18 protein-coding genes are annotated in these 22,817 nt (G+C 58.1%); 8 read left to right on the top strand and 10 right to left on the bottom strand.

Annotated elements, in window-relative coordinates:
* Positions 1 to 71: 71 nt before the first annotated feature.
* The 6 genes from J2X72_RS20190 to J2X72_RS20165 form a co-directional block, all read right to left on the bottom strand.
* Positions 72 to 1,082 (bottom strand): ABC transporter permease, encoded by a 1,011-nt coding sequence (locus tag J2X72_RS20190; RefSeq protein WP_210003540.1) that lies wholly within the window; start codon positions 1,080 to 1,082, stop codon positions 72 to 74.
* Positions 1,079 to 2,626 (bottom strand): sugar ABC transporter ATP-binding protein, encoded by a 1,548-nt coding sequence (locus J2X72_RS20185; protein WP_310074899.1) that lies wholly within the window; start codon positions 2,624 to 2,626, stop codon positions 1,079 to 1,081. Before J2X72_RS20185 ends, J2X72_RS20190 begins: the two co-directional genes overlap by 4 nt.
* Entirely contained in the window at positions 2,626 to 3,798 is a 1,173-nt protein-coding gene (locus J2X72_RS20180) for a Gfo/Idh/MocA family oxidoreductase (RefSeq protein WP_310074897.1), read from the bottom strand. The genes J2X72_RS20185 and J2X72_RS20180 overlap by 1 nt, the downstream gene beginning before the upstream one ends.
* 11 nt (positions 3,799 to 3,809) lie before the next feature.
* Entirely contained in the window at positions 3,810 to 4,865 is a 1,056-nt protein-coding gene (locus tag J2X72_RS20175) for a sugar phosphate isomerase/epimerase (RefSeq protein WP_310074895.1), read from the bottom strand.
* A gap of 22 nt (positions 4,866 to 4,887) precedes the next feature.
* Positions 4,888 to 5,904 (bottom strand): LacI family DNA-binding transcriptional regulator, encoded by a 1,017-nt coding sequence (locus J2X72_RS20170; protein ID WP_310074997.1) that lies wholly within the window; start codon positions 5,902 to 5,904, stop codon positions 4,888 to 4,890.
* A gap of 101 nt (positions 5,905 to 6,005) precedes the next feature.
* Positions 6,006 to 7,031, bottom strand: coding sequence for an Ldh family oxidoreductase (locus J2X72_RS20165; protein ID WP_310074893.1), 1,026 nt, complete (start codon positions 7,029 to 7,031; stop codon positions 6,006 to 6,008).
* 86 nt (positions 7,032 to 7,117) lie between these two features.
* Between J2X72_RS20165 and J2X72_RS20160 the strand changes: the two genes are divergently transcribed.
* Genes J2X72_RS20160 through J2X72_RS20130 form a run of 7 tightly spaced genes read left to right on the top strand, consistent with a single transcriptional unit; the run spans position 7,118 to position 14,245 of the window.
* Positions 7,118 to 7,825, top strand: coding sequence for a GntR family transcriptional regulator (locus J2X72_RS20160; protein ID WP_310074891.1), 708 nt, complete (start codon positions 7,118 to 7,120; stop codon positions 7,823 to 7,825).
* 57 nt (positions 7,826 to 7,882) lie between these two features.
* The gene (locus J2X72_RS20155) at positions 7,883 to 8,815 is read left to right on the top strand and encodes an SMP-30/gluconolactonase/LRE family protein (RefSeq protein ID WP_310074889.1); all 933 of its coding nucleotides are present in this window, start codon (positions 7,883 to 7,885) and stop codon (positions 8,813 to 8,815) included.
* Between the two features lie 44 nt (positions 8,816 to 8,859).
* The gene (locus J2X72_RS20150; RefSeq protein WP_310074887.1) at positions 8,860 to 9,987 is read left to right on the top strand and encodes a sugar ABC transporter substrate-binding protein; all 1,128 of its coding nucleotides are present in this window, start codon (positions 8,860 to 8,862) and stop codon (positions 9,985 to 9,987) included.
* A 55-nt stretch (positions 9,988 to 10,042) separates the two neighbouring features.
* Positions 10,043 to 11,569, top strand: coding sequence for a sugar ABC transporter ATP-binding protein (locus J2X72_RS20145; protein WP_310074885.1), 1,527 nt, complete (start codon positions 10,043 to 10,045; stop codon positions 11,567 to 11,569).
* Positions 11,566 to 12,546, top strand: a complete 981-nt coding sequence (locus tag J2X72_RS20140) for an ABC transporter permease (protein WP_310074883.1) — start codon at positions 11,566 to 11,568, stop codon at positions 12,544 to 12,546. The genes J2X72_RS20145 and J2X72_RS20140 overlap by 4 nt, the downstream gene beginning before the upstream one ends.
* Positions 12,543 to 13,529, top strand: coding sequence for an ABC transporter permease (locus J2X72_RS20135; RefSeq protein ID WP_310074880.1), 987 nt, complete (start codon positions 12,543 to 12,545; stop codon positions 13,527 to 13,529). Before J2X72_RS20140 ends, J2X72_RS20135 begins: the two co-directional genes overlap by 4 nt.
* 59 nt (positions 13,530 to 13,588) lie before the next feature.
* On the top strand, positions 13,589 to 14,245 hold the full coding sequence (locus tag J2X72_RS20130) for a hemolysin III family protein (RefSeq protein WP_210003528.1): 657 nt from the start codon (positions 13,589 to 13,591) through the stop codon (positions 14,243 to 14,245).
* On the opposite strand, the gene J2X72_RS20125 is transcribed toward J2X72_RS20130, so the two are convergent.
* Positions 14,246 to 17,356 (bottom strand): efflux RND transporter permease subunit, encoded by a 3,111-nt coding sequence (locus J2X72_RS20125; RefSeq protein WP_310074878.1) that lies wholly within the window; start codon positions 17,354 to 17,356, stop codon positions 14,246 to 14,248.
* Complete coding sequence (locus J2X72_RS20120) at positions 17,353 to 18,576, bottom strand: efflux RND transporter periplasmic adaptor subunit (RefSeq protein ID WP_310074875.1); 1,224 nt, start codon at positions 18,574 to 18,576, stop codon at positions 17,353 to 17,355. Before J2X72_RS20120 ends, J2X72_RS20125 begins: the two co-directional genes overlap by 4 nt.
* 257 nt (positions 18,577 to 18,833) lie before the next feature.
* Between J2X72_RS20120 and J2X72_RS20115 the strand changes: the two genes are divergently transcribed.
* On the top strand, positions 18,834 to 19,868 hold the full coding sequence (locus J2X72_RS20115; RefSeq protein WP_210003525.1) for an ABC transporter ATP-binding protein: 1,035 nt from the start codon (positions 18,834 to 18,836) through the stop codon (positions 19,866 to 19,868).
* Positions 19,869 to 19,968: 100 nt separating this feature from the next.
* Here J2X72_RS20115 and J2X72_RS20110 read toward each other — a convergent pair whose 3' ends face one another.
* Positions 19,969 to 21,720, bottom strand: coding sequence for an iron ABC transporter permease (locus tag J2X72_RS20110; RefSeq protein ID WP_310074870.1), 1,752 nt, complete (start codon positions 21,718 to 21,720; stop codon positions 19,969 to 19,971).
* Between the two features lie 6 nt (positions 21,721 to 21,726).
* The gene (locus J2X72_RS20105; RefSeq protein ID WP_310074868.1) at positions 21,727 to 22,701 is read right to left on the bottom strand and encodes an ABC transporter substrate-binding protein; all 975 of its coding nucleotides are present in this window, start codon (positions 22,699 to 22,701) and stop codon (positions 21,727 to 21,729) included.
* Between the last annotated feature and the right edge of the window lie 116 nt (positions 22,702 to 22,817).

Raw genomic sequence — 22,817 nt, 5'->3', positions numbered from 1 at the left:
CCCCGTCCCGTTAGAAGAGGCGGCCTCTCCGCCCCCTATTGCTTCGGCCGTGCCGGGCACGGCGATATGGATCACTTTTTCTTCTGCAGCGTGCGCTGCACCAGCATGGCGATAATGATGATGGTGCCCTGTACGGCGCCGATCAGATATTCGCTGACGATGTTTGACAAAACCATGATGTTGCCGACGATCTCGAGCATGAAGGCGCCGCAGATCGTTCCCCAGATGCGGCCAACGCCGCCGCGCAAGGCAGTGCCGCCGATGACGACTGCGGTGATCGCCTGCAGCTCCCATAGCATGCCGGTTGTCGTTGTCGCCGCGCCGAGGCGCGGAACGTAGACGACGACGGCGATGGCGACGCAAATGCCCTGAATGATATAGGTCATGGCGCGGACGCGATTGACGTGGATCCCTGAATATTTCGCCACATCCTCATTGGATCCGACGGCGATCACGTGCCGTCCGAACGATGTCTTGTAAAGGATGAACGCGCCGAGCAGGCCGGCCGCAATGATGATCCAGACCGGTATCGGCAGGCCGAGAAACACCCCGGTATAGACCGGGCGGAACATATTGCGCATCGCAATGGATTTCATCGCGATCGAGCCGCCATCCGCGAGCCAGACTGTTACCGACCGGAAGATCGCCATGGTGCCGAGCGTGACGATGAAGGGCTCGATCTTGCCAATTGTAATAACGGCACCGTTGAGCAGCCCCGCAAGCGCGCCGACACCGATCGCAACGACGATGCCCGTGGCCAGCATGGCCATATCGCCATCGATTGCGCCCGAATTCAGGAACAGGATCATGATGCCGGCGACAAGCGCCGCCATGGAACCAACCGACAGGTCGAGGCCGCCAGCGGAGATGACGAACGTCGCGCCAATCGCAATGATGGCGATGAATGACGACCGGGTCAGAACGTTGAGCAGATTGTCGATCGACAGGAAATTGGGATTGACCAGGGCGCCGAGAACGAACAACGCGGCAAGCGCCAGGAATGGCGCAACGGCCGTCTTGTCGAGATCCGCCAGCTTGCGGCCAAAACCGCGGGTGTCGGTGATTGTTTTCGTGTCGGTCATGCGTTCCCCGCCGAGTAAAGCTCTGCTTCGTTGATTTTGACGCCAGTGGCGTAGACGACGATTTCGTCTTCGGTCATCGCCTCGCCCGTAACCTCGCCGACAATGCGTGACGAACGCATGACGAGTATGCGATGGCATATGCCGATGAGTTCCTGCATTTCCGAGGAAATCACGATGACCGATTTGCCCGCCTTGGCGAGATCGGCAATAAATTTATAGATTTGTTCCTTGGTGCCGATATCGATGCCGCGTGTCGGCTCGTCGATGATGACGATGCTCGGCTCAAGCAGCATCATCTTGGCGAGCAGCAGCTTTTGCTGGTTGCCGCCGGAGAGCTGGCCGGCGAGGAGGTCGCGGCGACGGGCGCGAATATCGAAATCGCTGATCGCCTTGTCGAGGCTGCCATCTTCACGCTTGCGCTCGATGAGCGGCCCCCTGGTGAACTTCTCCAGCGTCGCCAGCGTGAGGTTCGTGCGTAGATCCTGGGCGAGGAGCAGCCCTTTGCCCTTGCGGTCTTCGCTCAGGTAAACAATACCCGCGGCCATGCTGTCGCGTACTGTTTTGAACTTCACGGGATCGCCGTTGAGTTTGACTTCGCCATGGCCAGTGCGCAACCCGACGATGCCTTCGAGAAGCTCAGTCCGGCCAGCGCCGATCAGCCCGGCAAAACCCAAGATCTCGCCTTTGCGCAACGTGAACGATGCATCGCGTGCATATCCCGGAACATCGAAGTTCTGGACTTCCAGCACGTTCTGATGGCTCGCCGTATCTTGGCGCTCCGGATAGAGCTTCGACATATCCCGCCCGACCATCAGCCGCGCCATATCGACCGGTTGCAATTCGGAGGCATCGCGTGTGGCGATGAGCTTCCCGTCGCGCAGCACCGTGATGCGGTCGGCGATTGCACCCACCTCCGGCAGGCGATGCGAGATATAAAGGATCGCTACGCCTTTGTCCCGAAGGTCGCGGATAACCTTCAGCAGCGCTTCCGTCTCGAATGGCGTCAGCGACGCGGTTGGCTCATCGAAGATCACGACGCGATGCGGCACCTGAAGTGCGCGAGCGATCTGCACCAGTTGGCGCCGGGCGATGGAGAGCCGCGAAATCGGCGTCGTCGGATCGATATCGGCTCCGAGACTTTGCACTGCCTCGGCCGACTGGCGGTTCATCTCACGGTCATTGACCATGAGCCCGCGCTTCAGCTCGCGTCCCATGAAGATGTTTTGCGCTACCGTCAGGTCTGGCGCCAGCAATATCTCCTGGTGCACCAGTACCAGACCACGATGTTCCGCGTCAACGGGTCCGGCGAAACTTACCGGTTCCCCGTCCATCGCGACGGTTCCCCGGGTCGGCTTCAGGTGTCCGCTCATGAGCTTCATCAGCGTCGACTTGCCGGCACCGTTTTCACCGATAATGGCATGCACTTCGCCGGGCATGACGCGCAGGCTGATGTCCGTCAGTACCTCGACCGGACCGAACGCCTTGGCGATGCCACGTGCCTCAAGCACTGGTGCTGACACAGCCTTGGTTGGGTTGTCGCTCATCACACCTTTGTCCAGACACCGCCCGCCTTGGACGACTTCACCGCGGCCTCGATGAATTCCATCCCTGCAAGCCCATCATCCACAGTCGGAAAAATCACATCCCTGGGCTGCTTTTTTCCACTTCGTGCAGCGATGATCGCCTGCGCGGCCTCGGCGTAGATATTCGCGAAGCCTTCGAGATAGCCTTCCGGATGGCCGGACGGCACGCGGGTCAAACGCGCTGCTTCTGGCGACGCGCCAGCACCTCCGCGCGTGAGCAACTGCTTCGGTTTGCCGAAAGGCGTGTACCAGAGATAGTTCGGATCGGCCTGCGTCCATTCGAGGCCGCCCTTGGTGCCGTAGATGCGCAGCTTGAGACCGTTTTCATTGCCTGGCGCTACCTGGCTCGCCCAGATCATGCCCTTGGCGCCGCCGTCGAAACGCATGAGAATCTGGACATCGTCATCGAGCACCCGGCCCTCGCCAAAACTGGTAAGCTCAGCGCAGAGTTGCTTGAGCTTCAAGCCGGAAACGAAGCAGGCAAGATTGTAGGCATGCGTGCCGATATCACCGATGGCACCGCCCGCGCCGGAGCGCTTCGGATCGATGCGCCATTCGGCCTGCTTGTTGCCTGTAGCTTCGGTTTTTTCCGTCATCCAGTCTTGCGGATATTCCGCCTGTACGACGCGAATGTCACCGAGCACCCCCTTTGCCACCATGGCGCGTGCCTGCCGCATCATGGGGTAGCCGGTGTAATTATGCGTGACGACGAAGAGCTTGCCGGTCTTCTTGACCAGCGACACGAGTTCCTTGGCCTCCTTTACCGTGGTCGTCAGCGGTTTGTCGCAGATGACGTGGATACCCGCTTTCAGAAATGCCTTTGCCGCCGGGGCGTGCATGTGGTTCGGCGTGACAATGGAAACCGCTTCGATACCGTCAGGACGCTTGGCTTCGGCCTTGGCCATCTCTTCGAACGAGGTGTAGGCACGGTCTTCGCTGATCCCGATTTCCTTCGCGGACGCTTTGGCGCGCGCCGGATCGGAAGAAAGAGCGCCTGAGACGAGCTCATACTGATCGTCCATGCGCAGCGCAATACGGTGGACTGCGCCGATAAACGCGCCTTGCCCGCCACCGACCATACCGATACGGATGCGGCGGCTTGCGGATTTCTCCCTGGATGCTCCAATAGCCATTATTCGATCCTCTATTTCAGGCCAAGAATACGGCGATTGGCCGCGTCATCGGTACCAGAACCGGCAAAATCATCGAAAGCGCGCTCGGTGACGCGGATCAGATGCGCGTCGATGAACTGCGCACCTTCGCGTGCGCCGTCCTCCGGGTGCTTCAAGGCGCATTCCCATTCAAGCACTGCCCAACCATCGAAATCATAGGCTGTCAGCTTCGAGAAGACCGCACCGAAATCAACCTGCCCGTCACCGAGCGAGCGGAAGCGGCCTGCACGATCGACCCACGACTGGTAGCCGCCATAAACGCCCTGGCGTCCGGTCGGATTGAACTCGGCATCCTTGACGTGGAAGGCTTTGATCTTCTCGTGGTAGATGTCGATATAGTCGAGGTAGTCGAGCTGCTGCAGGACAAAGTGAGACGGGTCGTACAGGAGATTGGCGCGGGAATGGTTTTTCACCCGCTCGAGGAACATCTCGTAAGTGATGCCGTCATGCAGATCTTCCCCGGGATGGATCTCATAAGCGGCATCGACACCCTGCTCGTCGAAATAATTCAGGATTGGTGTCCAGCGTTTCGCCAGCTCATCGAACGCCGCCTCAACGAGACCCGCCGGACGCTGGGGAAACGGATACAGGAATGGCCAGGCGAGCGCGCCGGAGAACGTCGGTATTGCCTTAAGGCCGAGGTGTTTTGAGGCACGCGCCGCCCGCTTAAGCTGATCCACTGCCCATTCTCGCCTCGCCTTCGGATTGCCATGTACTTCCGGTGCGGCAAAGCCATCCATCAACTCGTCATAGACAGGATGGACCGCCACGAGCTGGCCCTGAAGGTGGGTCGCGAGTTCTGTGATGGTCAGACCGTGCGAAGCGGCAGTGCCGGCGAGTTCATCGCAATAGTCCTTCGAATCGGAAGCCTTCTTCAAATCGATGAGGCGTCCATCCCAGGCCGGTATCTGGATACCCTTGTAGCCCAGCCCTGCTGCCCACCCGCACATGGCATCAAGCGAATTGAACGGCGCTGCATCGCCCGCGAACTGCGCGAGGAAAATGGCCGGTCCCTTGATCGTCTTCATGTCAATCCTCCAGATTTTGCCGTCAAGGCATATTGTCCCTGAGAAATATATCGATGCGAATATGTTCCTGACCCGGCACGATCGGACGTCCCTCGCGCAAGGCAGTCAGGATGCGGGCAGCGCTGCGCGCCATATGACCCGCGTCCTGATTGATGAGCGCGTCCACTGTGCCGCGCACGAGATGGCGGCGCGTCGAGGACGTCAGTTCGTGCGCGACGAAGATCACGTCGGAAACGTGGTTTGTCGCTTCGAGCGCGGCGATGACCCCTGCTTGGCCGCCGCCGGCATTGTAGATTGCCACCAGGTCCGGATGATCCCGCAGCAGCGAGCGGGTGACGGCTTCAACGCGTGCGTTCTCGTCGCGGGCCTCGCGCACAGGCAGCACTTCCAGGTTTGGATATTCTCGGGACAGGATCTGTTCGAAACCGAATTGGCGCTCGACGTGATCGCGCAATGCCAGCGAGCCAGCGATCATGCCGACCTTGCCGTTGCGCGGCCCGACGAAACGGCCGATCAGCGAGGCGGCTGTCCGTCCGGCGGCAAAGTTGTCGATGCCGACATAATGCGCCCGCCGTGAATTAGGCACGTCGGACACGAGAGTGAGAACGACCACCCCGGCGTCTGCCAGGGCGTTGATCGCCTCGGTGACGGCAGGATGATCAAGCGCAACGACAGCGACACCGTCGATGCCGGACGGGAGCCTTTCGAGGGCTGCCGCAAGTGCCTCGCCGTCGAATGTATCGACATGCTGGATCGACAGTCGGACGCGCTCCTCCAATTGCCGCTCGCGTGTGGCGCGGAATTCGGCGCCGAGGGCCATCATGAATTCATTTTCGCCGGTGGGCAGGATGATGCGGAAATCATAATCGCGTCCGCGAGCGAGCCGGGACGCGTGCGGATCCGGTAGAAAGCCAAGCTGTTTGATGGCCGCATTGACGCGCTCGATGGTGCGCGCATGCACACCCATCCTTCCGTTCACGACACGATCGACCGTTGCTAAACTGACACCGGCTTCTCGGGCGACGTCTTCGAGCGTCATCTTCCCCACGAGAATTCTCCTCCGCCTAAGTCTTAGATCAGCGAAATGAGGTGTGCAACTCTTTTTGAGTGGTTTTGATGGGAAAAAAACTGGCGGTCCGACTAAAAGCCGAGAAACGCCGCCGTATCGCTATCGAGCGGTATGCCGTCTCGCAGGCGCTGCTCCTCCACGGCCCATTCGCGATCGCCCGGCGCCATGACCTTCCGGCCATCAACGGGGGGAACTGCCCGGAGCTGATCGAGATAAGCACGCATGCCTGCGGCGAAGATGTTCGCGCCTGCGAAGCGTGCAGGATCGATCGCCAGAACGAAATGCCCCATATTGCGCGGCGTCGATATGTCATCGCTGCCGACCATCGGGATAAAATCCGCGTCGAGCGTTGTACCTGTCAATACGGCGGAAAGCAGTGTCGCGACACCGGCAAGTCCGGCACCCTTGAAACCGAAATCCGCCCCGCCAAGCGGCAACAAGGTCTGCGCAACATTCGGATCGCGGGTCGGCACGCCGGCCGTGTCCGCTGCAACGCCTGCAGGCAACTCTTTATCCAAGGATCGGTAGAGCAGGACGCGGTTGAGCGGGATGGATGAAGTTGCCATGTCGAACAGCCATGGCTTTTCGCCCTTAACCGGCGCGGCGAAGGCAAGCGGGTTGGTTCCGTGAAATGGCTCGGCACCGTCGAACAGCGCCACGACCGAATTGGTATTGGTGGTGGCAAAGCCGATCATGCCTGCTTCCGCAATGGCAAGCGCATAGGCGCCTGCAGCCCCAAAATGTGAGGAACGGGTCGCGCCAACGGCACCTATGCCGCTTTCCCGGGCGAGCTCGATGGCGACAACCACAGCACGGTATGCGGTTAGATGGCCAAGCCCATCGTCGCCGTCGACCATAGCCGTGGCAGGACCGGTGCGGTGGCATGAAACAGCAGCGTGCGGATTGACGCGCCCGCCCCGCAGGACCTTGCAGTAATGTGTGATCAATCGCGCGCCATGACTGTCCACGCCGAGGAGAGACGCGTGCATCAACGCTTTTGTCGTAGCGGCTGCGCCCTCATCAGGGACGCCTTCGGCCGCGAGCGCGGCCAGCAGGCGTTTTGCAAGCACATCAGCCTTAACGAGGATTTCCGCCATCTGCTCCAACCATCCCTACAAGTATCTAGGTGTCTATACGGCTAATATATGATATCTCAGATATAAGTACGACAGGAGATGTCTTTGTGACCCTGACGCTCGCGAGAGGCCCTTCACTAACGGAACAGGCGGCTGCGCATATCCGCAGCCGCATTGTACACGGAACGCTGCAGTGTGGCGAACCCCTGTCGGAACTGGCGCTGGCTCAGGAACTGGGCGTCAGCAAGACTCCGGTACGCGAGGCGCTTCTGGAACTGAAGCGTCAGGGCCTTGTCGAGATCCATCCCCAGCGCGGTACCTTCGTCTTCGAAATGAGTTCGGCCCAGGTTGTGCAACTTGCCGAGATGCGTTCCATTCTCGAACTCGCCGCCCTTCGTCTGGTCATGGATCGCAACCGGGATGCACTGCGCCGCCGTTGGGCGGAACTTGTCGCCGATATGAACGTGGCGATGGCGAATGGGAACACTGAGGATTATCGCGTTCTCGACGGGATGTTCCATCAAGCGATGTTCGATCTCGCAGAAAATCAGTTTCTGTCCGAGACGTTCACCGTTATCGCATTCCGCATCCAGGCCTTGCGCAACCGGCTGTCACTCAATCCTGCACTCAATGAAAAGTCGCATGGAGAGCACAAGCGCCTGCTTGAGCTCGTGACGAACAACGACAATGAGGAAGTTGTGGAATTGCTAGCCTGGCATATCGAATGGACACGTTCTTCTTACCTTGAATTGCTGGGGATGCCTGCCGCCGATGATAGACCAACGCGTGAGCGGCGGCTGAAGGCGGGGAAATGATAGCAGCCGTTTAAGGCGGCGTGAAAAGCATGACAAATCGGCATGGGAGAGCCAATCATGGGAGCGGGACAGGACTTTCTTTCATCGGACGATGAACAGTTCGCGTCTTTTTTTCCGGCTGACGCCAGGCTGGAGCAGATCGCGACCGGCTTTATCTGGGCCGAAGGACCGGTCTGGATCAATGAAACGCAAGAACTGCGATTTTCTGACATTCCCAATAACCGGATGATGTCTTGGTCACACGATAGAGGCTTGCAGGTGTTCCGGCAGCCCTCGCAACGAACCAATGGCAACACGCTGGACCGGACCGGCGCGATGATTTCCTGCGAACATGGCGGGCGCTGTGTCAGCCGCACGGGCAAGGATGGCAGCTACGAGGTTCTCGCCACGCACTGGAAGGGTAAACGCCTGAATTCTCCCAATGATGTGGTGGTCAAATCGGATGGTTCGATTTGGTTCACCGATCCGCCCTACGGCATCATTTCCGATCACGAAGGCATTCGTGCGCCGAGCGAGATTGGCAGCAATCAGGTTTACCGGCTCGACCCGGAGACGCACCTTGTAGAGGTGGTTGCGGATGATTTCGACAGGCCGAACGGACTCGCCTTCTCCCCCAACGAAACCGTGCTCTACATCGCCGATTCCGGCCGGGCACGCGGTCACGGCTTCGGTTTCGACGATTCGCGTCCGCATAACGTGCGCGCTCTCGAGGTGATCGACGGAAAAAAACTTGGGAACAGCCGCGTGATCGCGGAGATCGATATGGTGCCTGACGGACTGCGCGTCGACACCGAGGGGCTATTGTGGATATCCGCCGAGGACGGCGTTCACTGTTACACGCCCGATGGAAAAAGGCTTGGCCGGATTCTCGTGCCCGAGGTCGTCGCCAATCTCACCTTTGGCGGCCCGGAGAAGTCGCGGCTGTACATCACCGCCACGAGCTCTGTCTACGCATTGGAGACGACGCGACGGGGCGCGCAAACCCCGTAAAAACTGCAAAAACAAACAATAACCAACAAGGAGGAGGAACTGAAATGAAAACCACCCTTAAATATCTGTTGGCCGCTACAGCCACTCTGGTGATGACCGTATCTGCCTATGCGGCGGGCCCCGAAATCGTCAAAGGTCCGAGTAAGGATGCAGAATGCTTCAAGCCGCTGACGGCGGAAACGAAATTCTTCCAATGGCCCAAGAAGGAAGGTCCGTACCGCATAGCGCTTGCTAACGGTTTCATCGGGAACACCTGGCGTATCCAGATGATTCAGACCGCCAAAGCCTATGCCGCCTTGCCGGAGGTGAAGGCCAAGCTCAAGGAATTCAAGGTGGTCTCGACTGGCGACGATGTTGCCGCGCAGATCGCGGCAGTGGATAATTTCATCAATTCCGGCTACGACGCAATCGTCGTCAACGCGCAGAATCCGACGGCATTCAAGCCGGTCATCAAGCGTGCCAATGCCGCTGGCGTAATCCTCGTTGCTTTCGATAACACACTCGATACCGATGAGGCCATCAACGTGAACGTCGACCAGAAGGGCCTTGGCGAATTGTGGGGCAACTGGCTTGTCAAGAATGTGCCTGGCAACAAAGGCAAGCTGCTTGAAGTGCGCGGCGTTACCGGCACGTCCGTCGATCGCGATCGTCACGAAGGCATTCAGGAGGTGCTTAAAAAATCTGGCGGAAAGTGGGAATCCGTAGAAGTGGTCGGCCGCTGGGATGACGGTACTGCGCAGAAGGTCGTGGCTGACGCCATTGCCGTGCACAAGCATTTCGACGGAGTTTCCGTCCAGGGGGGCTCGACCGGAACGGTACGTGCCATGATCGACGCCAAACATCCGTTCGTGCCGGTGGGCGGTGAAACGGAGAATGGTTTCCGCAAGCTCTGCGCGGAATATTCCAAGGATGGACTGAAATGCACCTCCGCCGGTACTGGTCCTGCGCAGGTTGCCGTCGCCATCAAGACTGCGATTGCGGCACTTGAAGGAGAGGTCGTTCCTCAATCGATTTCGCTGCCGCTGTCCATTGTCGAAGATCCGAATTTCAAGGACGGCGACAGCTTCTACTCCAAGGAAACTGACAATTTCTTCGTTGGCAATTCCTTCCCGACCTGCGGCATCAATTTCAGTGCACAGGAAATCATGGGCCAGACCAAAGCCGATCAGTGAATCTGCAATGCCGGGGCGCAAGATGTGCGCCCCGGTTCTCTTTGGGAGGGGTTTCATGTCGGACGCTGCACCAATTCTGGAAATGAAACACGTCTCGAAACGTTACGGTGGCATCGCTGCGCTGAACGAGGTGGATTTCGTCGCCTACCCAGGCGAGATTCATGCGATTCTTGGCGAGAACGGTGCCGGCAAATCGACGCTGATCAAGATTGCCGCCGGCGTCACCGACCCGAGCGATGGCGAGGTCTTCGTCGACGGCCGGCGCGTAAATTTTCGCAATCCAACGGAGGCAATGTCCGCAGGCGTGGTCTGCGTTTTCCAAGAGCTCTCATTGCTGCCCGACCTGACGGTTGCGGATAATCTCTCGATCGTCTCCCCTCCCCTTCGCGGCGGGTTGATCGATAGTGCTGCACAGCGTCAGCGTGCACGGGAACTCCTTGCTTCGATCGGCTGTGAGGATGTCCATCCGCTCGAACTCGTGCGTGACCTGCCTCTGTCACGGCGTCAGATGGTGGAAATAGCCAAGGCGCTCGGCAAAAAGCCAAAGCTGCTCATTTTGGACGAGGCGACATCAGCCTTGACAGCCGCAGATGTCGAACGTGTGTACGCGATCATCCGCAAACTTCGGTCTGAAGGCGTGGGTATTCTCTACGTTTCGCACCGGATGCATGAGATCGAGGCTCTTGCCGATGTTGCAACCGTTTTCCGCAATGGGCGAAGGATCGAAACGTTCCGGAAAGGCGAACGCTCGGTGAGTGCCATCGTCCAGATGATGATTGGCCGCGAGTTAACGCACCATTATCCTGACAAGCCGGCGCCGAAACCCGCGGAACCAGTAGCACTGACTGCCAAAAACCTTTCATGGGGTGCGCAGTTGCGCGATATCTCGCTTGATATTCGCAAGGGCGAAATCGTTGGACTGGGAGGATTGGATGGGCAGGGACAGCGTTCCCTGCTGCTGGCGCTTTTCGGTGTGCTCAAGGGCGTTTCCGGCACAGTCGAAATAATGGGCAAACCGCACCGTCTTTCAGGGCCCCGTTCGGCAATGCGGGCTTCCTTGCCGATGGCGCTCATTCCCGAGGATCGAAAGACGGAGGGCCTGATGCTGCCGATGAATATACGCGACAATATCAGCCTGGCTTCGTTGTCCCGGTTCCAGAAGGGATTGGGATTGGATGGCGGCAAAGAACATTCCGCTGTGGAAAGAATAATCGACAGACTGAAGATCAAGATTTCCGACCTCGCCGCTGCAGTCTCCACCCTGTCGGGTGGCAACCAGCAAAAGGTCGTTCTGGCGAAATGGTTGATGACTGGTCCCGGCATCATTCTTCTCAATGACCCTACACGCGGTATCGATGTAGGCACGAAACAGGAGGTGTATCAGCTGCTTCGGGACCTTGCAGACAAGGGAGTGGCGGTCCTCTTCTATTCCACAGACTATGCAGAGCTGATCGGCTGCTGTGACCGCGTTCTCGTCATGTATAACGGCAGCATCGCGCGGGAACTGGAGGGCCAGCACCTCAATGAGCGCACCATCATCGAGACGGCACTGAATGTCGATGACAAGGAACAGGCGGCATGAACGATCTTCGCCATCGCATCCACCACAATGGCGGGTTGCTCGCAGCTATCGGTCTCTTCATCGTGATGTTCATTATCTACGTCAGCAATCATCCGGTCGGGCTGACGGCGGCAGTGGCGACCACGGCGTCGAACAAGGCGGTTCTGCTCGCGCTGGTCGCCATGGCGCAGACATTGCCGGTGTTGACGCGCGGTCTGGATCTTTCGGTGGGAATGGTTTTCATCCTCGCCAATTGTCTGGCGTCGGTCCTGGTGGTCGGAACGATAGGCGAAGGTCTCCTCGGCATCGCCATTGTGCTTGGCGCGGGTGCACTCGCCGGGTTCATCAACGGGGCGATCATCGTCTGGGGCCGGCTGCAGCCGATCATCACGACGCTTGCGACGGGAGCCGTATATTACGGCATCGCACTCTATTTGCGTCCGGGACCCGGAGGTGACGTGCAATCGGATATCGCCGACTTTGCGACCGGCCAGCTGTTCGAAGTTGTACCCACAGCACTTGTTGTACTCCTCGCGATCGTGTTGATCGTATGGGTGCCTTACCGGAATTCCGTGCTCGGACGCGCAGCCTATGCGGTGGGGTCGAACGAGCAGGCGGCCTATATGTCCGGCGTGCCGGTACAGCGGGCGAAACTATTGGCTTATACGCTTGCAGGTTTGCTTGCCGCCATCGGCGGACTGATGCTCACCTTCAACACCTATTCAGGCGAGGCCTCGGCTCCCATCGCCGGAACCTATACGCTGAATTCCATCGCGGCCGTGGTGATTGGCGGGACGTCACTTTTTGGCGGCTGGGGCTCGGCTATTGGCTCCATCTTCGGTGCGTTCGTGCTCCGCACCATCGAGGATCTGCTTTTCGTGTTTGATCTCGATCCGTTGTGGCAGCCGCTGTTCCAAGGGGTCGTCCTCCTTGCGGCGGTAAGTCTCGGCGCATTGCGCGTCCTGCGTATCCGCAACCGCCTGGAGCTTTTCGCATGAGCGAGTCGAAACTTCCGGTCAGCACCATCCCCGCTCTACGGTTTGCGTTCGACCGTTCGCTTATCATCGCGTTCTCCTGCATAATCCTGATGCTGCTCGGCGGCGCACTCTATTCGCGCGAATTCCTCTCACCGGAATATCTGCTGCAGCAACTGCAAATCAGCGCGTTTCTCGGCATCATCGCCTCGGGCGCAATGATGGTCATCCTGATCGGTCACATCGACCTTTCAATCCCTTGGACGGTGACACTTGGCGCGATGATGGCGACGGCCGTTGCGGGCTGGTTCGGCGAGACCGGCAATCTGCTCGCCATCCCGGTCGGGGTATTATGCGGTGCAATGGTTGGCTTGCTGAATGGCCTCGGGGTGGCCTATTTGCGGCTGCCATCGATGATTTTTACGCTCGGCATGAACGCCGTGGTGCAGGGGCTGATGGTGTTGCATACGGGAGGCTTTGCACCGCAGGACCATGCCACCGATGCGATGCATTTCCTGGCCGTCGGCCGACCGGTCTTCGGTATCCCCAATGCCCTGCTCATCTGGGTCGTCGTTGGCGCGCTCACCATTTTCCTTTTGACCCGTACGGCATTCGGCCGTCGCGTCTACGCGGTGGGCAATCGCGAGGCCGCAGCCTACCTTTCAGGTGTCAACACCAATGCGGTGATCATCTGGTGCTTTGTTCTGTCGGGAGCGGCTGCGGCGTTCGCCGGTGTGCTGCTTGCGGGTTATTCAACCAAGGCTTATCAGGCCATGGGTGATCCGTATTTATTGCCGGCCATTGCGGCCGTCGTCCTTGGCGGGACCAATATCCTCGGCGGACGCGGCAATTACCTCGGTACGATTGCTGGCGTAATCCTGATCACCCTGCTGCAATCAATCCTCGCGGTTATGCAGATGCCCGAAGCTGGCCGGCAGATCATCTATGGCGTGGTTATTCTTGCTATGCTGCTGGCTTACGGGCGCGGCGACATCGATCGAAAATAGTGGCAGGCGCTGGACAAGCCGCCCCCAAACGGCAATGCTAAGGCGGAATCGGAAAACCAATGCCGAAAGCGGACACTTCAACGGCGCCTGCCGTAATCTACCGGGACTACACGCTGGCTGAGTTGCTGGCCGACGGTGCCGTTCATGTCATCGGCGTTATTCTGGCGCTGGGAGGATCGGTCGCGCTGCTGTCCTTCATGTTTGGGCGGACAGCGCCAGGTCCTTATGTGGCAACGACCGTCTATCTTGCTACCCTCGTTCTGTCGATGTCACTTTCGGCTGTTTACAATATCTGGCCGCTTTCGCCGATAAAGCGGTTTTTGCGGCGTTTCGACCATTCTGCGATCTATCTCCTGATAGCCGGAACCTATACGCCCTTCATGGCCAAGAGTGGAACATGGTGGCTGCTGGCAGGCGTATGGGCGATTGCCATCTTTGGCGTACTTCTAAAATTCCTCAAGCCAGACCGCTTCGATAGGCTGTCGATCGGACTCTATCTTGCGCTCGGCTGGAGCGGTGCCGCGGCCTATCAGGAATTTTCCGGCGCGCTCTCCGCCACGATCGTTTGGCTCATTCTCGCCGGTGGCGTGGTCTATTCCCTCGGCGTTATTTTCCACATTTTGGAGAGGTTGCCGTTTCATAACGCTATATGGCACACGTTCGTGCTGGTTGCTGCCAGTATTCATTTTGCGGCGGTGTGCTCAACTCTCGCTTGACTATTCAGCCGGCGCGGGGGCGTGCGTGCCGCGCAGCCGGTGGCCGATTTTGCTTAAAGCGCGAGACAAATCCTCCATGTAGAGGAAAATAACCGGCGTGATGAACAGCGTGAGAATCTGGGAAACCACGAGACCGCCAACGACCGCAACACCAAGCGGCTGACGAAGCTCCGAGCTTGCCCCTGCCCCAATGGCGATGGGGATTGTACCCATGAGAGCAGCGAGCGTCGTCATCATGATAGGCCGGAAACGCACGAGACAGGCTTCACGAATGGCATCGAACGACGTTTCACCCGATCGTTGGCGAACAAGCGCAAAGTCGACCATCATGATTGCGTTCTTCTTGACGATGCCGATAAGCATCAGGATGCCGATAATCGCAATGACGCTAAGATCATAGCCAAAGAGTTCGAGTGTCGCGAGTGCGCCTGCAGCGGCCGCAGGCAGCCCCGTCAGGATGGTAAGAGGATGGACGAAGCTTTCGTAGAGGATGCCCAGCACGATATAGATCGTCAGTATTGCTGCACCCACCAACAAACCCTGATTGGCTAGGGATTGCTGGAACACCTGGGCAGTGCCGGTAAAGCTCGACGTGATGGTTTCAGGTACACCCAGTCGCGTTTTGAGAGCATCAAGCTCCTGTACCGCCTGACCGAGCGAGACACCCTGCGGCAGATTGAAGGAGATTGTGACCGCGGGGAGCTGTCCGAGCTGGCTGACTGCCAATAGTCCAGTTTTGCGCTCAACATGGGCGAAGGCAGAAAGCGGTATCAGTTTGCCGGTCGTCGGTGAGCGGATCTGCATCTGGTCAAGCTTGTCAGTTGTCCAGGGAATGTCGGGATCGAGTTCGAGAATGACCTCATAGCTGTCGGCTGTGGAAAAAATCGTCGATGCCTGATTGGTACCGAAAGCGTAGTAGAACGTGTTGCGAAGCTGATCCGCATTGATGCCGAGCATCTGCGCCTTGTCCTGATCGATCACCAGGTTCGCCTGAAGTGCATTGTTCTGCAGATTGCTCGATACATCGACAAACGTCTGGCGTTCCTGCTGCATCGCCAGCAGAATTTTCTGCGACCACGGATAGAGGTCTGTCGAAGTGACGCTTTGAAGATTGTATTGATACTGCGCATTGGAGGAGACGCCACCGATACGCAGATTCTGCACGGCGACAGGGTAGCTGGTGATCCCGGGAATCTTCGACAAGGTTTGGCGCAGATCACGAAGAAGCGGTTCAAGCGCCAGTCGCTCGGCTTTTGGCTTCAACTCGACGAACATTCGCCCTTGATTGAGACTTGCGGAGTTGAAGCCCCCGCCAACCGTGGATACGACATGCGAAACATATGGCTTGCTCGAAATCGCATCCGCTACCTTTTTCTGCAACACCACCATGGCATCGAACGAGATATCCTGCCGGGCCTCGGTCGAGATCGACAATTGCCCGATATCCTCAGTCGGCAGAAAACCCTTGTTAATTGTTGTGAAGAGATATCCGGTCGCGACGACGGTCAACAAGAATACACCAAGGACGACGGGGCGTGCGCGCAGGCAAAGATCCAGAACACGGCCGTAGCCCGACTGCACCGCGTCGAAAATACGCTCGGTGAGCGGCTTCCTCTTTTCGCCATCGGTATGTTTTTCGGGTGGCAAATGGCTGCAGAGCATCGGCGTCAGCGTGAGCGATATCAAGGCCGAGGCAACGATAGCCACAGTCACAACGACGGCGAATTCGTTGAAGATACGCCCGACGACGCCGCCCATCAGCAGGATCGGGATGAACACCGCAACAAGCGACGTGGTGATCGAGATGATCGTAAAGCCGATCTCCTCGCTGCCTTTGAGTGCCGCCTCGAGCGGCGCCATGCCATCTTCCATATGACGGGCTATGTTTTCCAGCATGACGATTGCATCATCGACGACCAGTCCGACAGACAAGGTCAAGCCGAGCAGAGAGATATTGTCGATCGAAAACCCGAGCACATACATCGCGCCAAGTGTGGCGATCAACGAAAGCGGGACAGCCACGATCGGAATCATCGTAGCGCTCAGCCGGCGCAGGAAGATGAAGATCACCAGAATGACCAGCCCGATCGTCAAAAGCAGTGTAAATTGCACATCTGATACCGCTTGCCGGATGGAGGCCGAGCGGTCATTCAAGATGTGGATGCTGGCTGAGGGTCCAAGATCCTGCTGGAATTGGGGCAGGATCGCCTTGACGCGATCCACGACGTCCACGGTATTGGCGCCCGGTTGGCGGAATACACCGAGAACCAGCGACGGCTTGCCGTCATACCGGCTTTCGGTCTGCGTCGTCGCCACGGAATCGATAACACGGGCTACGTCACCCAGGCGGACCATTTTTCCATTCGCCGATTTGACGATGATCTGCCGGAACGTGTCGGCGTTCTGGGCCTGCGTGTCCGCCTCGATCGCCATCTGCTGCGTCGGGCTGGAAATCGTACCAACGGGGGCGATCGAATTCTTGCTCGCGACGGCAGCCGTCAGTTCGTCGAGACCTATGCCGCGTGCGGTCACCGCCTCCGGATCGACCTCGACGCGCACGGCATATTGTTTTGTGCCGAAGACCTCAACTTCTCCGACGCCGTTGATCGTCGAAAATGCGGGAGACATCACGTTTTCGGCGTAGTCGTCGAGCTTGGACAATTGCATCGTGTCGCTTTGCAGCGCCACGAGAACGACCGGTGCATCCGCAGGATTGCTTTTCCTGTAACTCGGCGGGTCGGTCATATTGGCCGGCAGACGGCGCAGAGTGCTTGCGATTGCAGCCTGAACGTCCGCCGCGGCCTGGTCGATATCGCGATTCAAATCGAATTCGAGCGTAATATGCGTGGCACCTTCGGTGCTCGTGGAACTGATCGTCGAAATGGCCTGGATAGTTGAGAACTGTTTGATCAACGGTGTCGCAACGGCACTCGCCATCGTATCCGGTGCGGCGCCAGGAAGCTGAGCGGAAACCGTTATGATCGGGAAATCGACTTCAGGCAGAGCAGCGACCGGAATGAACCTGTAGGCGAAGAGGCCAGATGCGGCGAGCGCGATGGACAGAAGAATGGTTGCAATTGGCCGCCGAATGAAGACCGATGAAATGTTCATTTAACAGCCTCTAAGGCTCCGGCATCCGGGCTGTCGATGGATGATGCTATATCCGCCGCCTGCGTGCTTGTCTGGACAGGCGAGCCGTCTTGCAGGTGAAGCTGACCATCGACAACCACCTGGTCACCAGGCGCTACGCCGGACGCGACAACCGCCGTGTCGCCCACCGTGTCGGCGAGGGTGATGTTCTGCTTTGCAACGGTTTTGTTGGAATGGACGAGGAAGACGAACGAGCCGTCGTTTCCCTGCTGAATGGCAACGAGCGGCACGGTCGTGGCATTCTTATGAACGGTGAGTTCAACTACAGCGGTAACATATTGTCCGGGCCAAAGCGCGCCGTCCGTATTGGCGATATCCGCCTTCAGAACCACAGTGCCCGACGAGGTATCGACGCTTGAATCGATGAAGTTCAAAGTACCTGTCGCGACCGTATCGTTACTGCCTGGAAGTTTGACCTGGACCGGTGTCGGATGATCGGCCACCGCTGCTCTCAGGGCAGGCAAATCACGCTCGGCTATGATAAAGGCGACACGCAGCGGCGCCATTTTGGTTATGGTAACAAGGTCGTTGGCATCATCGGTCCTAACAAGGTTGCCGACAGACGTATTGACGACGCCCACGCGCCCGTCGATTGGCGCCGTAATCGTCATGTAAGACAGTTGCACCTGATCGGCTGCAATCTGAGCCTTATCCATATTGATCGATGCTTCCAGCACCTTCACAGCGGCTTCGAACTGATAGACCTGCTGATTGGTATCGACGTTGCGTTTTTGCAGGTCTTGAGCACTCGATAGATCGAGGTTTGCAGCAACCAGGCTGGCCTCGTCCTTTGCAAGCAATGCTTGATCCTTATCGATCGTGGCGCGAATTACCCGGTCGTCAAGTTGAAACAGTACGTCTCCGGTCTTGACCATTTGACCGTCGGTGACTTTGCTTGCGATCACGACACCATCAATCTGAGGTTTGACGGCCACCGTGTCGATTGGCTCCATCGTTGCAACGACTGTTTTGGTGACGGGTACATCTTCCGATCTGGCAGACGCAACCACGACAGCGGCGATTCCTCCCCCTTTGTGAGCCTTACCGCCGCCAGACGCTGCGTCGACGGATGATGTCCTTTGCGCCGATGAAGATGGCCTTGGGTAAAGCTGGGGGTAGACGACAAAATAGCCAATACCGGCAATGAGTGCTGTGGCGATCAGAAGGCCTAAACGCTTCATGGCGATATCTCTTTCGTGGCGGTATGCCGTGGGAGCCCGCCGTCCCCAGAAGCGAAAGCACTACCGATTCCATTGGCCATTTCAAATTATACTTTCGTAATGATTTGAACCCTGTGACCGCGCTTGCGGCGTTAAACACAGGCCCTAGCTGGGTTTTTTGTAAGGCGCCTGGCCGACATCAACTGCTCGTCACACAATTGTTACGCAAACGCAGCATAGCCGGTGTCAAATTGCAGAAAGAATTGTAAAACCTGCGCATGACCGAAATTCGTATCCAGAACCTGACAAAACGCTTTGGCGACGTCACCGCGCTCAACGATATCTCGATCGATTTTCCAGCCGGGTCGTTCACATCATTGCTTGGCCCGTCTGGATGCGGCAAGACCACCTTGCTGCGGCTGATCGCTGGATTTGAGGCACCGGACGGCGGGCAGCTGTCGTTTGGCGATGAGTTGATCGCCGATGCGAAGCGCCAGAAAAAGCCGGAAGAACGCGGTGTCGGTGTTGTCTTCCAGTCTTATGCACTCTGGCCGCACATGGATGTGGCTGGAAATGTTGCCTACCCCTTGAAGACGCGAAAGGTGGGCAAGGACGAAATTTTGAAGCGCGTCGCCGCCGTCCTCGACAGTGTGGGCCTCAATGGCTACGCCAAGCGTGGGATCGAGGAACTTTCCGGTGGTCAGCGGCAGCGGGTTGCCCTCGCCCGCTGCCTTGTCGCGGATGCGCAGATTATTCTCTTCGATGAGCCGCTGGCCAATCTCGACATGCATTTGCGGGCTTCGATGGTCGAAGCATTTCGCGATATACACCGCCGTACGCGCGCGACGATTGTCTACGTGACGCATGATCAATCGGAAGCACTCGCGCTGTCCGATCGTGTCGCGGTCATGAGTTCGGGCAACATCCTGCAGATCGCCTCCCCTGCGCAAGTTTATCATTCACCATCTGACCGAAAGGTGGCGGGGTTTATCGGGCGCGGGACGGTCGTCTCCGGCACAGTGCTGCACAGAAACGGCCAATCAACAATCGTCGATATAGGCGGAACACACGTCACGGCACGTGGCGGGAGTAGTGATGCGGACAATGTGCAGGTCCTGCTGCGTCCGGAGGCCGTTACTCTTTCCCGTCAAGGGCTCACCGCTATTGTTCGGCAAAGCACCTATCGCGGACCGGTGCACGAAGCGTGGCTCGAACTTGCCAATGGCGAGCGGCTGACGCTTGACAGCGCGCATCCCCTCCCCCTTGGAAGCAAGGTGCATGTCGACGTGAGTGACGCCTGGATCATTCCTTAAGGCAAGACCGTTTTTTCTTCGAATCGCACAGTTGTTCTAACTCGCTGTTCTTACGCAATTGAGGACGGAAAGCCGGCTCCCATTTTTCCTGAGATTGCTCTCAGCGCCAGGGCAAGACGCCTGCAGGCAGCCTCCTGCCGAGCCGATCCAGAAGAAATAGCAATCCGACGACGATGACAATGGTCGTGACTGCGATTGCCGCTGCCTGGGTGCCGAGCCCCGCCTCCTCCAGGCTGAACAAAACAACGCCCAGGGTTTCGTTACCGCTTGACCACAACAAGGCAGAGACAGTGAGCTCGTTGAAAGCGCTCATGAATACAAGGAGCGCGCCCGCGACGGCGGCTGGTGCGGCGAGCGGCGCGATAATCGTCAGCATCCGGCGCAAGGGGTAAGCACCAGAAACCGCCGCGGCCTCGTCCAGATCTCGCGACATCTGGCCGACAGCCGCGGTGACCGGCTTCATCGCGAGTGCGAAGAAGCGCATGAGATAAGCGGCGAGAATGATCCATGGCGTGGCATAGAGGCTGCCGATAAATGGCAGCGGCCGCAGAAACAGAAGAATGCAGGCAATTGCAAGGACGATGCCTGGTAGCGCATAGGGCAATTCGATCATTCCGTGAAATATTCGTTGCGACAGGCGCGAAAAGCGCTCAAGTCCGATCGCCAAGGGGACGGCGCCGAACGCGAGGAGCAATGCCGTGCCGCCAGCCAGCATTGTGGAATTGCGGAAGGCACGATTGGTCGAAGCCTGACGAAACAGCACTTCCTCGAAGTTGGAAAAGGTCAACGTAGCCCAGTTAAGCGGAACACCGAATGATGGAATAAGCGCAGTGGTCACCAGAGCAAGAACAGGAAGGATGAGCATGAACAGGATGGCGATCCAGCCGATAAGTGCGAGCGGCAACCGCCAACCTCCCAGGGAAAAACGCGCAGGTGTGCCGACCGTGAAACGATGACCGCTGCGACGCAGGGCCAAGGCTTGCAGCGTTACACCGAGCAACGCCAGGATGGCAATCAGCACGGATAGCGCCGCGACTTGCGGCAATACGCTTGGGCCGAAGCTGGAAATTCGCTGATAGATCAGCGTTGTCAACGTCAAATAGTTGACTGGCATGCCGAGCAGCGCGGGAATGCCGAAATTGCCGACGCCAGAGACGAAGGCGAGCGCTGTTGCGGCGACGACATAGGGCCTGACCATGGGCAGGATAATGGTGAGAAGGACACGGAGCGGCGAAGAGCCAGATGAACGCGCCGCTTCAACCAGATCTCGCGGGACGCGCATAAGCCCTGCACGCAGTGTAATGAAGATGATCGGCGCGTGTTGAATGGCGTAAAGCAAGATAATGCCATCGCGGCCGAGCAGAGGGTTGGCGGTGCCTGGAAGGGGCGAGAGATTGAAAGCTCCAAGCAAGGTGCTGGAAGGCCCGAAAAGATGCAGCCAGGATAGTGCCATGACTTGCGGCGCGATCATCAACGGCAGCAGCAGGAGGAAGCCCAGCGTCCGGCGCCCCGGCAAGTCGGTCATGGACAGGGCAACGGCAAAGGGCGCACCGATCACAAGTGCCAGCAATGCACCGAAGAAGGACGTGTCGAGGGTATTGAACGTTGCGCGGATGACTGCCGGGCTTGCCAGACGACTTGCGAAAGCGACGAAATCCACTTCGCCACCGGGCGCAATTGCCGTCGACACGAGGCGCAGGACGGGGACCAGGCTCAGCAGAAAAATGACTACCAGAACGGCCAGACCCGAAAGCCGCGTATCATACCGAAGTTTTCGCCACAGGATTGAAAGAGAACCCGCGTCGCGTGACGCGGGTCGTTCATTCGGGCGGATAGATTGGGAAACGGCCAAAGAGCTTTATTGCCCCATAACTTCGCTGAATTTTTCCTTGTTCGCTGTATCGTTCGTCAGTGCGCCGGCTGCGTCGAACGCCAGCACCTTGATGGTGGAACGATCCGGATAACCCGCCGGTAAGCCGGCATCGGGACGTGCAGGGATATAGCCCATGCTGACCGCCAGCTTCTGGCCTTCTTCAGATAGAAGGAAATTGACGAAGGCTTTTGCCGCCTCGGGATTCTTCGCCGTCGAGAGAATGGCGACCGGTTCGGTTACGGCCGAGACACCTTCCTTCGGGAACACGAATTCAACTGGCGCGCCCTTGGCTTTTTCGCGAATGGGCATGTAGTCGACGATCATACCGAACAGCTTGTCGCCGCCGCTCACAGCCTTGAGGACGTCGCCATTGCCGCCGGCGGCCTGTGCACCGTTCTTGGCCAGTTCAGCATAGAAGTCCCAGCCCCCTGGCAGGTTTTCCGTTAAAGTCACCGTATGGATCATTGCGGCGCCCGATGTCAGCGGACTAGGCATGCTTACCAGATTCTTTGCCTCAGGCTTGGTCAGGTCGCTCCAGCTCGAGGGAACGAAGGGCGCCTTGGTGTTGTAGATGATGCCCGTCGTGATGAGTTTGGTGGAGAAATAAGTTCCATCTCTGTCCATCAGCGCCGGATCGATGCCGTCAGTATTCGCATCTTTGAATGCGAGAAGGCGGCCCTCCTTCTTCAGTCCTTCCATAGTCACAACATCGGAAAGTAAAAGAACATCGGGTTGAGGATTGCCGGCTTCGATCTCGGCGCGCAGCTTGGCCATGATCTTTGGCGTGCCGTCACGAACCCATTCGACCTTGATGCCGGGGTTCTTTGCCATAAACGCGTCTGTCGTTTGTTGTGCGTCGGTGTTGGGCTGACTGGTATAGAGAACGAGTTTACCATCGAGGGCGAAGGCTGGATGCAGCCCGGCGGCCATTACGATTGCAGCGGCGAGAAGTTGACGCACGATGATTCCCTTTTACCAAACGAGACAAGCCCGCTTCTCTTTTATGCGGGCACAAACGGATTGGCCACCCTTATACAAGCCGGATAACGGTTCTATGACATATGTACGAAAGTCGC

The organism is Phyllobacterium sp. 1468 (genome assembly GCF_031455525.1).
Classification (GTDB): Bacteria; Pseudomonadota; Alphaproteobacteria; order Rhizobiales; family Rhizobiaceae; genus Phyllobacterium.
Note: the sequence above shows the minus strand (reverse complement) of the source record. Positions and strands in the feature narration are given on the sequence as shown.

Excerpts from the sequence above, each read along its gene's own strand:
- J2X72_RS20190 (WP_210003540.1), bottom strand. The coding sequence starts at position 1,082 with ATGACCGACACGAAAACAATCACCGACACCCGCGGTTTTGGCCGCAAG.
- J2X72_RS20185 (WP_310074899.1), bottom strand. The coding sequence starts at position 2,626 with ATGAGCGACAACCCAACCAAGGCTGTGTCAGCACCAGTGCTTGAGGCA.
- J2X72_RS20180 (WP_310074897.1), bottom strand. The coding sequence starts at position 3,798 with ATGGCTATTGGAGCATCCAGGGAGAAATCCGCAAGCCGCCGCATCCGT.
- J2X72_RS20175 (WP_310074895.1), bottom strand. The coding sequence starts at position 4,865 with ATGAAGACGATCAAGGGACCGGCCATTTTCCTCGCGCAGTTCGCGGGC.
- J2X72_RS20170 (WP_310074997.1), bottom strand. The coding sequence starts at position 5,904 with ATGACGCTCGAAGACGTCGCCCGAGAAGCCGGTGTCAGTTTAGCAACG.
- J2X72_RS20165 (WP_310074893.1), bottom strand. The coding sequence starts at position 7,031 with ATGGCGGAAATCCTCGTTAAGGCTGATGTGCTTGCAAAACGCCTGCTG.
- J2X72_RS20155 (WP_310074889.1), top strand. The coding sequence starts at position 7,883 with ATGGGAGCGGGACAGGACTTTCTTTCATCGGACGATGAACAGTTCGCG.
- J2X72_RS20150 (WP_310074887.1), top strand. The coding sequence starts at position 8,860 with ATGAAAACCACCCTTAAATATCTGTTGGCCGCTACAGCCACTCTGGTG.
- J2X72_RS20145 (WP_310074885.1), top strand. The coding sequence starts at position 10,043 with ATGTCGGACGCTGCACCAATTCTGGAAATGAAACACGTCTCGAAACGT.
- J2X72_RS20140 (WP_310074883.1), top strand. The coding sequence starts at position 11,566 with ATGAACGATCTTCGCCATCGCATCCACCACAATGGCGGGTTGCTCGCA.
- J2X72_RS20135 (WP_310074880.1), top strand. The coding sequence starts at position 12,543 with ATGAGCGAGTCGAAACTTCCGGTCAGCACCATCCCCGCTCTACGGTTT.
- J2X72_RS20130 (WP_210003528.1), top strand. The coding sequence starts at position 13,589 with ATGCCGAAAGCGGACACTTCAACGGCGCCTGCCGTAATCTACCGGGAC.
- J2X72_RS20125 (WP_310074878.1), bottom strand. The coding sequence starts at position 17,356 with ATGAACATTTCATCGGTCTTCATTCGGCGGCCAATTGCAACCATTCTT.
- J2X72_RS20120 (WP_310074875.1), bottom strand. The coding sequence starts at position 18,576 with ATGAAGCGTTTAGGCCTTCTGATCGCCACAGCACTCATTGCCGGTATT.
- J2X72_RS20115 (WP_210003525.1), top strand. The coding sequence starts at position 18,834 with ATGACCGAAATTCGTATCCAGAACCTGACAAAACGCTTTGGCGACGTC.